Annotated in this window: 12 protein-coding genes and 1 pseudogene; 7 read left to right on the top strand and 6 right to left on the bottom strand. The window is 72.9% G+C overall.

The window, feature by feature from the left end; genetic code table 11:
* Positions 1-61 precede the first annotated feature (61 nt).
* Entirely contained in the window at positions 62-568 is a 507-nt protein-coding gene (locus FRZ03_RS30735) for an RNA-binding S4 domain-containing protein (RefSeq protein ID WP_261399413.1), read from the bottom strand.
* A gap of 174 nt (positions 569-742) precedes the next feature.
* Here FRZ03_RS30735 and FRZ03_RS30730 point away from each other — a divergent pair, with 174 nt between their 5' ends.
* Positions 743-1,444 (top strand): uracil-DNA glycosylase, encoded by a 702-nt coding sequence (locus tag FRZ03_RS30730; RefSeq protein WP_146468357.1) that lies wholly within the window; start codon positions 743-745, stop codon positions 1,442-1,444.
* 108 nt (positions 1,445-1,552) lie between these two features.
* Here FRZ03_RS30730 and FRZ03_RS30725 read toward each other — a convergent pair whose 3' ends face one another.
* On the bottom strand, positions 1,553-2,005 hold the full coding sequence (locus tag FRZ03_RS30725; protein ID WP_146468356.1) for a GNAT family N-acetyltransferase: 453 nt from the start codon (positions 2,003-2,005) through the stop codon (positions 1,553-1,555).
* Positions 2,002-2,430 (bottom strand): RidA family protein, encoded by a 429-nt coding sequence (locus FRZ03_RS30720; protein ID WP_146468355.1) that lies wholly within the window; start codon positions 2,428-2,430, stop codon positions 2,002-2,004. The genes FRZ03_RS30725 and FRZ03_RS30720 overlap by 4 nt, the downstream gene beginning before the upstream one ends.
* 143 nt (positions 2,431-2,573) lie before the next feature.
* Between FRZ03_RS30720 and FRZ03_RS30715 the strand changes: the two genes are divergently transcribed.
* From FRZ03_RS30715 to FRZ03_RS30705, 3 genes are all read left to right on the top strand, one after another.
* On the top strand, positions 2,574-3,347 hold the full coding sequence (locus FRZ03_RS30715) for a nucleotidyltransferase domain-containing protein (protein WP_146468354.1): 774 nt from the start codon (positions 2,574-2,576) through the stop codon (positions 3,345-3,347).
* A gap of 93 nt (positions 3,348-3,440) precedes the next feature.
* Positions 3,441-4,085: a DUF899 domain-containing protein gene (locus tag FRZ03_RS30710; protein WP_146468353.1), complete on the top strand. Its 645-nt coding sequence runs from the start codon at positions 3,441-3,443 to the stop codon at positions 4,083-4,085.
* Positions 4,086-4,260: 175 nt separating this feature from the next.
* Positions 4,261-4,443 carry a hypothetical protein gene (locus FRZ03_RS30705; RefSeq protein ID WP_146468352.1) on the top strand — a complete coding sequence of 61 codons (183 nt, stop codon included), beginning with the start codon at positions 4,261-4,263 and terminating at the stop codon, positions 4,441-4,443.
* Here the strand turns inward: FRZ03_RS30705 and FRZ03_RS30700 are convergent.
* Together FRZ03_RS30700 and FRZ03_RS30695 are read right to left on the bottom strand one after the other, a co-directional pair.
* Positions 4,433-4,831, bottom strand: a complete 399-nt coding sequence (locus FRZ03_RS30700; RefSeq protein WP_146468363.1) for a hypothetical protein — start codon at positions 4,829-4,831, stop codon at positions 4,433-4,435. The two genes, FRZ03_RS30705 and FRZ03_RS30700, sit on opposite strands and share 11 nt — an antisense overlap.
* Before the next feature lie 260 nt (positions 4,832-5,091).
* Positions 5,092-5,572: pseudogene (locus FRZ03_RS30695) on the bottom strand (ATP-binding protein); the annotation flags it as partial.
* 217 nt (positions 5,573-5,789) lie between these two features.
* Between FRZ03_RS30695 and FRZ03_RS30690 the strand changes: the two are divergent.
* The 3 genes from FRZ03_RS30690 to FRZ03_RS30680 all read left to right on the top strand — a co-directional run bounded on the left by FRZ03_RS30690 (position 5,790) and on the right by FRZ03_RS30680 (position 7,805).
* Positions 5,790-6,650: a helix-turn-helix domain-containing protein gene (locus FRZ03_RS30690; RefSeq protein ID WP_146468351.1), complete on the top strand. Its 861-nt coding sequence runs from the start codon at positions 5,790-5,792 to the stop codon at positions 6,648-6,650.
* Positions 6,651-6,905 carry a DUF397 domain-containing protein gene (locus FRZ03_RS30685; RefSeq protein WP_070028498.1) on the top strand — a complete coding sequence of 85 codons (255 nt, stop codon included), beginning with the start codon at positions 6,651-6,653 and terminating at the stop codon, positions 6,903-6,905.
* Positions 6,906-6,995: 90 nt separating this feature from the next.
* Entirely contained in the window at positions 6,996-7,805 is an 810-nt protein-coding gene (locus FRZ03_RS30680; RefSeq protein WP_146468350.1) for an SAM-dependent methyltransferase, read from the top strand.
* 91 nt (positions 7,806-7,896) lie between these two features.
* Here the strand turns inward: FRZ03_RS30680 and FRZ03_RS30675 are convergent, their stop codons facing one another.
* Positions 7,897-9,384, bottom strand: coding sequence for a glutamate synthase subunit beta (locus FRZ03_RS30675; RefSeq protein WP_146468349.1), 1,488 nt, complete (start codon positions 9,382-9,384; stop codon positions 7,897-7,899).
* Positions 9,385-9,606: the final 222 nt, after the last annotated feature.

Genomic DNA, 9,606 nt, shown 5'->3' with positions numbered 1-9,606 from the left:
GGGTGGTGATCGTCAAGCGCCTCATCCGCAAGCGGGTCGGCGCGCCCGTGGCCGTGCAGTGTTACATCGACAACTCCCCTGCGCCCCGGTCGCGCAGGCCTGCGGGAGCGACGGCCTCGCGGGGCGGGGGCGCAGGGGAGTTGTCGATGTAACACTGCACGGCCACGGGCGCGCCGACCCGCTTGCGGATGAGGCGCTTGACGATCACCACCCGCTCCCGGCCCTCGTGCCGCAGCCGCACCTCGTCGCCCACCCGGACGGAGTACGCCGGCTTCACCCGCTCACCGTTCACATGCACATGCCCGCCACGGCAGGCGGCGGCGCCCAGGGAACGCGTCTTGATCAGCCGCACGGCCCAGATCCAGCTGTCGATCCGGACGCTCTCGCCGTTGCCCGGCCCCGCGGCCTCGGCTGCGGCCACCGCGGCGGCCACCTTGGGGTCGAGCGGCCGGCCGGCGGAGGCATCGGCGGCCGAGGCGCCGGAGTCCCCTGCGCGCCGGGCGGGGCCCGTCCCGGCAGGCCCGCCGGTGTCAGGGTTCACGTTCTCGTCCGTGTCCTCGGAAGCCATGTCCCGACCCTAACGCCCCGGGCCGGGTGACCCGGACCCGTTTTTTCGGGGAGGGCCCGGGTGCGGCCGTGAGCCACCGGAGGAAGAAAGAGGAAGAAAGAGGAAGGGGAGAGGAGAGACGATTCCCGAAGATCACGGACATGGGCCCCGGCGCCGTGGGCATACGGTGGCCGTATGGACGACAGCAGCGCCCTCGCCCGGCTGGACCGGAGGCTCACGGGCTGCCGGGCCTGCCCCCGGCTGGTGGAGTGGCGCGAGGAGGTCGCGCGGACCAAGCGGGCCGCGTTCGCCGACTGGACCTACTGGGGCCGGCCGGTGCCCGGCTTCGGACCCGCGGACGCCCGGCTGCTGATCATCGGTCTGGCCCCGGCGGCGCACGGCGGCAACCGCACCGGGCGCATGTTCACCGGCGACCGCTCCGGGGACGTGCTGTACCAGGCGCTGTACGACGTGGGCCTCGCCAACCGTCCGACCTCGGTCAGCGCCGACGACGGACTGGAGCTGCGCGGAGTCCGGATCACCGCGCCCGTGCACTGCGCGCCGCCCGCCAACAAGCCGACCCCCGGCGAGCGCGACACCTGCCGGTCCTGGCTGGTCCAGGAGCTGCATCTGCTGCGCCCGACGGTGCGGGCCGCGGTGGTCCTCGGCGCCTTCGGCTGGCAGGCGGCGCTGCCCGCGTTCGCCGAGGCGGGCTGGACCGTCCCCCGGCCCCGCCCGGCCTTCGCGCACGGCGCCCGGGTCGCGCTCGACGGCCTGGACCTCTTCGGCTGCTTCCACGTCAGCCAGCGCAACACCTTCACGGGCCGGCTCACCCCGGAGATGCTGCGGGAGGTCCTGCGCACGGCCGCGGTGACGGCCGGGCTGCCGGTCTCCTGACCCGGCGCCCGCAGCCGGGCTGACGGTCTCTCGTCGGGGGCCGGGCGCGGAGCGTCCCCTGGAGAAGGCCCTGGAGAAGGAGTGAACTCTCCCCTCCCCAAGGCCCTTTCAGGGCTGCCACACGTACCGCACGTCCGGCTCCCGCTCCTCGTTGCCCCGGCCGTCCGTGGTCTCGACGGCCACGAAGCCGTGGCGTTCGTAGAAGCGCCGGGCGGGCCCGTTGACCTGGAAGGTCCACAGGGTCAGCCGGCCCGGGCCGCGCTCCTTGGCCAGTGCCACGAACCGGTCGCCGAGCCCCCGCCCCCGCCAGCTCGGGTCCAGATACAGCTGGGACAGCAGCTCCCCGTCGAGCACCATCACGCCGACGATCCGTCCCCCGTCCGCCTCCGCCACCCAGGTCTCGCGCAGCGGCACGACGACGTCCCGGAAGTGGTCGCGGACGTCGTCGTCGGTGCGCGGCCGCACGACCGTGGGCAGCGCGGCCTCGAACGAGCGCAGCCAGACGTCGGCGGCGGCCCGGGCATCCGCCGCCACGGCCCGCCGCAGTACGACCTCGGTCACCGCTGTGCCCCCGCGTCCGCCGGGCCGTCCGGCACCACCGCGGTCGCCGTGATCTCCACCAGTTGCCCGGTGTAGCCGAGGCAGGCGACACCGAGCAGGGTGGACGAGTGCGGGCCCTTGCTCAGCCCGGAGTCCTCCACGACCCGCCAGACCGCCGACAGCGTCGCCGTCTCACTGCTCGCGACGTACACCTCCGTCCGGAGCACATGCGCCAAGTCGCTGCCCACGGCGTGCAGTTGTGCGCGCAGATTGGCGATCACCTGCTCGGCCTGGCGCACCGGATCGCCGGGGCCGACGATCTTGCCCCGTTCGTCGAGCGGTACGGTCCCGGCGAGGAACGCCAGCCTCGTGCCCGCCTCGACCACGGAGGCGTGGGAGTAGGCGGGCGGCGGGAAAAGAGCGGGGACGGTGACGCGCTGGATCACGGAGCTGCTCCTACGACAGTCAGCGGACAACTTCCCGATCATCGGCCCCCGTCGGCCGCGCGCGCACCCGAATTTCCCGCCGGGGCGGCGGACACGGGGTAATCCGCGCGCGCACCCGGCCCTCCATGGCGCAGGCTGGCCCCATGTCTCACCTCTCCGACGCCGACTTCCTCTCCGCCACCGCCGACCGGCTCGCCGCCCTGCCCACCGTCCGCGCCGTGGCCCTGGGCGGCTCCCGGGCCCAGGGCACCCACCGCCCGGACAGCGACTGGGACCTGGCCGTCTACTACCGCGGTCCCTTCGACCCGGCCGACCTGCGCGCCGTCGGCTGGCCGGGCGAGGTCTGCGGGATCGGCGACTGGGGTGGCGGCGTCTTCAACGGCGGGGCGTGGCTGACCATCGAGGGACGCCGGGTCGATGTGCACTACCGCGACCTGGACGTCGTCGAGCACGAGCTGGCCGAGGCGGAGCAGGGACGGTTCCGGGTGGAGCCGCTGCTCTTCCACCTCGCGGGCATCCCCACCTATCTGGTCGTGGCCGAACTCGCCGTCAACCAGGTGCTGCGGGGCGAACTGCCCCGGCCCGCCGGCTACCCGGACGAGCTGCGCCGCAGCGCCGCCGACCGCTGGCACGGCACCGCCCGCGCCACCCTCGGCTACGCCAGGGCCAACCATGCGCCCCAGGGACGCCTCACCGAGACCGCGGGCGCCCTCGCCACCGCCGCGACCCAGGCGGCCCACGCCGTGCTCGCGGCCCGCGGGGAGTGGGTGACCAACGAGAAACGGCTGCTGGAACGGGCCGGACTGCGGGAGTTCGACGCGCTGGTGGGCCGGCTGCGCCCCGCTCCCGACGCCCTGGTCACGGCCGTCGCCAGGGCGGAGGAGATCGTCGCCGCGGCACTGCCCGTGGCGCCGTGACCGCGGGCGGAGTGAGAAATTCCCGCGCCCGGCGATGAGTTCCGCGTCCGGCACCGGTCATCACCTTCGACCGACCGTCGGACAGGAGGACCCATGACGCTTCCGGAGATCGTCTCGCGCGAGCAATGGCGCACCGCGCGCGAGGAGTTACGGCACAGGGAGGAAGCGGTCCGGCAGGCGCGCCGGGTACTCGGCGCCGAGCGGCGCCGGCTGCCCATGGTCGAGGTGGACCCCGAGTACCTCTTCGAGGGCGGGGACGGCAAGGCGACCCTGCTCGACCTCTTCGAGGGGCGCTCCCAGCTCGTCGTCCACCACTTCATGTTCGCGCCCGAATGGGAGACCGGCTGCCCCTGCTGCGCCGCCTTCCTCGACCAGGTCGGCCACCTCGCCCATCTGCGCGCCCGGAACACCTCGTTCGCCGCCGTCTCCCGGGCACCGTTCACCCGCATCCTGCCGTTCAAGGCGCGCATGGGCTGGACGGTGCCCTGGTACTCCTCGGCGCCCGGCGACTTCAACACCGACTTCGAGGCGACCGTCCGGGACGGCGGGAAACCGGTCGAGCGGCCGGGCCTGAGCTGCTTTCTGCGCGAGCACGACCGGGTCTTCCACACCTACTCGGTCCACGACACCGACCTGGCCGAACTGGGCAGCACCACCGCCCTCCTCGACCTGACCGCCCTCGGCCGGGACCCCGCCGGGAGCGAGGAACTGCGCCTTCACGACGAGTACGACTTCTGACCCGGTCGGTACGCTTTCCTGCCGTCATGTGACCGGAACATCACGATCCGCGCCGAATCTGTGTCGGACACGTCTCAGTCCGGTCACCGGGCGAGCCGTTCGCCTCCCGCCGAGCGTTCTCTCCTTGCAGAACGGCCCAGGACCACACAGGACGACGTCCTTGAGGAGGCGCGCCATGGTGAACGGGCGGACGGTGCTCGGACGCTTCCCCGCCGGCGGCCCGCGCGGATCGTGGCCCGCCGAGGAGTTCGCGCACGCGCGGCGCCTGGAGGGCCTGCCCGCTGAGGTCGTCATGGACCTGGCGACGGACGCCTTCCTGGTGATCGTCCGGGCGCGCGAAGCGGCCGTCAGGCGATGATCGTGCGCGACCAGTCCGGGGTCGTCCCCGTCGCCCGGCACAGCGCCAGATAGAGCGGGATCGGCGGGGTGTACGGCACCGCGCCCTGCGGCCGGTGGATCAGCCGAGCGGTTCCCCCGACCAGAGCGCCCGGGGCGTACTGGGCGGGCGCCGGCCAGGGCAGCGCGTAGTCGGAGTCCGACGGCACGATCCACCACCAGCGGGCCCCGTCGGCGTACACGCACCCGAGCCGCGGCAGCCGCGCCACGACCAGCGGCCCGAGGCGGTCGGGCACCGCCACGGCGTCACAGCCCAGCGGTACGGTCATGCCGTCCGGCACCTGGAGCCGGTGCCCCGGTTCCGCGTCCGGACGCCGGCGTTGCAGACGCACCAAGGTGTTCATCCCCATCGCCCGCTCCGGACCGGTGGCCTCGGGGCCGGGGCCCGGGCGCCTGCCGGAGCCCCGCGCCGCGCCGTGCCGTCCCGGGCTCGGCGCGCCGGTCACGGCCGCTCCCGGTCGTGGCGCTGCTCCGGCGTCCGGTACGGCGGCTGTTCCACGCCCCGGTACCGGTGCGGCTCGACGGCGCCATGGGGGCGGCGGTCCGGGACGCCGTGCCGGCGGTGGTGCGGTTCCGGCGCCCGGCGCGGCGGGCCCGGCGGCCGGTTCCTCCCGGCGGGCCAGCTCCGCCCAGACCAGCAGTCCGGAGCCGTACTCCTGCGCACCCCAGGCCCGGCACAGCGCGTCGACGAGGAGCAACCCCCTCCCGTGCTCCTCGTCGGGCCGCTGCGGGGACGGGTGGGGCTCGCCGGGAGCGCAGCCCTCGTCGCGCACGGCGATGCGCACCATGTCGTCGTGGTCGTGCAACTCGCACACGACCCGCTCGCTCGCGGTGTGCACGATCGCGTTGGTGACCAGCTCGGAGATGACCAGAGCCGCACTGTCACAGGTGTCCGCGCACACCGACCAGCCGGTCAGCCGGGCGTGCGCCAGGCGTCTGGCCCGGGCGACGGAGCCCGGATGCGCGGCCAGCTCGAAACGGAACCGGCGCTCGGCGGCGCCGCCTCGCGGGGCAGCCACTGCGGCGCCGCGACCGGGACGGTCTGCGGCGGCGTCTGTTCCTAAAGGCGCGGACGGAATCACGCCTGCCACTATCGCCCCGCCACGGACACTTGGCAAGAGTCACTCTGAAAATTGCAGAGTGCGCTGTGACTCGGTCAGGCGCCATGGCACACTGCTCGCAACAGCACGTCCAGCGGCGCCGATTGGGTCCATCGGAGGTCGGACCCGGTCTTCGAATGAGCCTTCGAACGGCGCCGCAGGGCTGTCAGGGTTCCTTCGAGTGAAGGCTTTCGGTGGAGGTGGGAGCGTGAGCGAACCGCGGTCCGCGCCGACGGTGGGACAGGTTGTCCTCGGACGGCGCCTGCTGGACCTGCGGGAACGCGCCGGACTCAAGCGCGAGGACGCCGCCCGGGTACTGCGCGTCGCCCCCGCCACCGTCCGCCGTATGGAGATGGCCGAGGTCGCCTTCAAGATCCCGTACCTCCAGCTGCTGCTGAAGGCCTACGGCGTTCCCGACGACGAGGCCGAGACCTTCGTCCAGCTGGCCGAGGAGGCCAACCGTCCCGGCTGGTGGCAGCGGTTCCACGACATCCTGCCCGGCTGGTTCTCCATGTACGTCAGCCTGGAGGGCGCGGCCGGCCTCATCCGCTCCTACGAGCCCCACTTCGTCCCCGGACTCCTCCAGACCGAGGACTACGCCCGCGGAGTACTCAAGTCCGGCGCCATCGGCCAGACCAGCCCGGACGACATCGAGCGCCATGTCGCGCTGCGCATGCAGCGCCAGCAACTGCTCACCCGCTCCGACGCCCCCCGGTTCTGGGCCGTGATGGACGAGACCGCCCTGCGCCGCCCGGTCGGCGGCCCCGAGGTGATGCGCGCCCAGATCGACCGGCTCCTCGAAGCCGCGAACCTGCCGAACGTGACGCTCCAGGTCGCCCCGTTCGAGAACGGGCCCCACCCGGGGACCTACGGGCCCTTCGTGCTGTTCCGATTTGCCATGTCAGAACTGCCGGACATGGTCTACAGCGAGTACCTGACCGGCGCCGTCTATCTCGACGCGCGCGCCGAGGTGGCGACCCACCTCGAGGTCATGGACCGCATGGCGGCGCAGGCCGCCACGGCACAACGCACGAAAGAGATCCTCCGGGATCTCCGCAAGGAGCTCTGAATGGAACGCATCAAGCCGCGCGCACGCGTCTACAACGGCATGCCCGCACGGGAGTTGGGCAGCGAGGGCTGGCACAAGCCCTGGAGCGGCGGCAACGGAGGGAACTGCCTGGAGGCGATGAAGCTGGCCGACGGCCGGATCGCCGTACGTCAGTCCACCGACCCGGACGGGCCGGCGCTGATCTACACCATGGACGAGATGACCGCCTTCATAGAAGGCGCCAAGGCGGGGGAGGCCGACTTCCTGCTCACCTGACACGTGTCGCCTGTGTTGATTACTTGCTCGACTTCACGCATTGACAAAAGACTTGACAAACCATCACATCAGACGTTTACGGAGTGCCGCATGACAGGGCAGGACCCGACGGCCATCGAGATCGACACCAGCAAGCCGCATCCCGCGCGGATGTACGACTGGTACCTCGGCGGCAAGGACAACTACCCGGTCGACGAGGAAATGGGCCGCCAGATGCTGGCGCTCGAACCCCGGGTGCCGGTGATGGCCCGGGTCAACCGCGCCTTCATGCACCGCGCCACCAGGTGGCTGGCCCAGCAGGGGGTGCGGCAGTTCCTCGACATCGGCACCGGCATACCGACCGAGCCCAACCTGCACCAGGTCGCCCAGCAGATCGCGCCCGACAGCCGGGTCGTCTACTGCGACAACGACCCGATCGTGCTGGCCCACGCGGCGGCCCTGCTGCGCAGCACCCCGCAGGGCGCCACCGAATACCTCCAGGCCGACGTGCGCGACCCGGACGCGATCATCGCCGGCGCCCGCGAGGTCCTCGACCTCACGCGGCCGGTCGCCCTCTCGCTGATCGCCCTGCTGCACTTCGTGCCGGACACGGACGGCGCCCACGAGCTCGTCTCCCGGCTGCTGTCCGAACTGCCGTCCGGCAGCTACCTGGTGATGACGCACGCCACGGCCGACTTCACCCCGAAGGACGCCGCGACCGCCACCGGCAAGCTCAAGGGCGCCGGCATCACCCTCGCCCTGCGCACCCGGGACGAGTTCACCCGCTTCTTCGACGGCCTCGACCTCGTCGAACCGGGCGTCGAGATCGTCCACAAGTGGCACCCGGAGCTGGGCGAACCCGTCCCGGGCCAGGACGACGGGGTGATCCCGGGCTACGGAGCGGTGGCGCGGAAGGCGTAGCGCACCGGAGGGGCGGTGGTGTGCGCCCGCGCACCACCGCCCCTCCCACGCTCTTCGCCGATCGCTTCCCTCCCGGGCGCTTCCCGGGGGCTCACACCCGCATCGGCCTGTCGCCCGGGGAGACCGGCGCGGGCAGGCGTGACGTGCCCGTCAGATAGCGGTCGACGGCCGCCGCCACGGCCCGGCCCTCCGCGATGGCCCAGACGATGAGCGACTGCCCGCGCGCCGCGTCCCCGGCGGCGAACACGCCGGGCGCATTGGTCGCGAACCCGTCGTCGCGGGCGATCGTGCCCCGCGCGTCCAGCGCCAGCCCCAACTGATCGATCAGGCCGTCCTCCCGGTCCGGCCCGGAGAAGCCGAGTGCGAGCAGCACCAGATCGGCCGGGATCGTCCGCTCGCTGCCGGGCACCGGCTGCCGCCGCTCGTCGACCTCCACCAGCTCCAGCGCCCGCACGCGCCCGCCGTCGTCCCCGGTGAAACGGAGCGTCGACGCCGCGAACAACCGCGCGTCCGCGTCCGCCGCCGGCGCCGTCCGCAGCTGCCCCGCCTCCTCGTGCGCCGCCGACAGCCGGTAGATCTTCGGATACGTCGGCCACGGTTCCGCGTACTCGTCACGCTCGGCCCCCGGCTGCGCGTAGATGTCCAGCTGGGTCACCGACGCGGCCCCCTCCCGCACGGCCGTCCCCAGACAGTCCGCCCCGGTGTCCCCGCCGCCGACGATCACGACGTGCCGCCCGGCCGCCGACAACGGCGAGACCGCGAGGTCCCCCTCGCACACCCGGTTGGCCAGCGGCAGATAGCGCATCGCCTGGTGTATCCCTGCCAACTCACGGCCCGGCACCGGAAGTTCCCGCCACGCCGTGGCGCCCGTCGCGATGACGACGGCGTCGTACCGCGCCCGCAGCTCCGCCGCCCCCACGTCCCGCCCGACCGCCGTCGACGTACGGAACCTCGTGCCCTCCGCCCGCATCTGCCCGAGCCGCCGCTCCAGCTGCCGCTTCTCCATCTTGAACGCCGGGATGCCGTACCGCATCAGCCCGCCGATCCGGTCGTCCTTCTCGTACACCGCGACCGTGTGTCCGGCCCGTGTCAGCTGCTGCGCGGCCGCGAGCCCCGTGGGACCGGAGCCGATCACCGCCACCGTCTTCCCCGACAGCCGCTCCGGCGGCCGCGGCGGCACGAACCCCTCCTCCCAGGCCCGGTCGGCGATCGCGCACTCGACGTTCTTGATGGTGACCGCCGGCTGGTTGATCGCCAGCACGCACCCCGCCTCGCAGGGCGCCGGACACAACCGCCCCGTGAACTCGGGGAAGTTGTTGGTCGCGTGCAACCGGTCGCTCGCCGCCCGCCAGTCCTCCCGGGCCACCAGGTCGTTCCACTCGGGGATGAGATTGCCCAGCGGGCAGGCCTCGTGACAGAAGGGAACCCCGCAGTCCATGCACCGGTCCGCCTGCTTGCCGATGATGGGCAGCAACGCCCCGGGGACGTACACCTCGTCCCAGTCCCGCACCCGCTCCTCCACGGGCCGCCGCGCCCACTCCTGACGCGGCGTGGTCATGAACCCCTTGGGATCGGCCATGATCGTCATCCTCGCGTACGGGCACCGGGGCGCCGGGTGTACGACAGGTCATACGCCACCAGACGGCACATACCGCCACTCTTCCGGCCACGATACGTCTGTGCCGACCCCCGCGCAGTACGGGCGCCCACGCCCGTCGTACCGCGCCTGACCAGGCGCGGGGCGAGACCGCGCTCAGTGCGCGAGGGGCGTTTCCGCGCCCTGGGCATACTCGGTGCCGTA

Source organism: Streptomyces misionensis (assembly GCF_007896895.1).
Lineage (GTDB): Bacteria > Actinomycetota > Actinomycetes > Streptomycetales > Streptomycetaceae > Streptomyces > Streptomyces misionensis_A.
The sequence above is the reverse complement of the archived record's forward strand: the minus strand, read 5'-3'. Positions and strand labels throughout refer to the sequence as shown.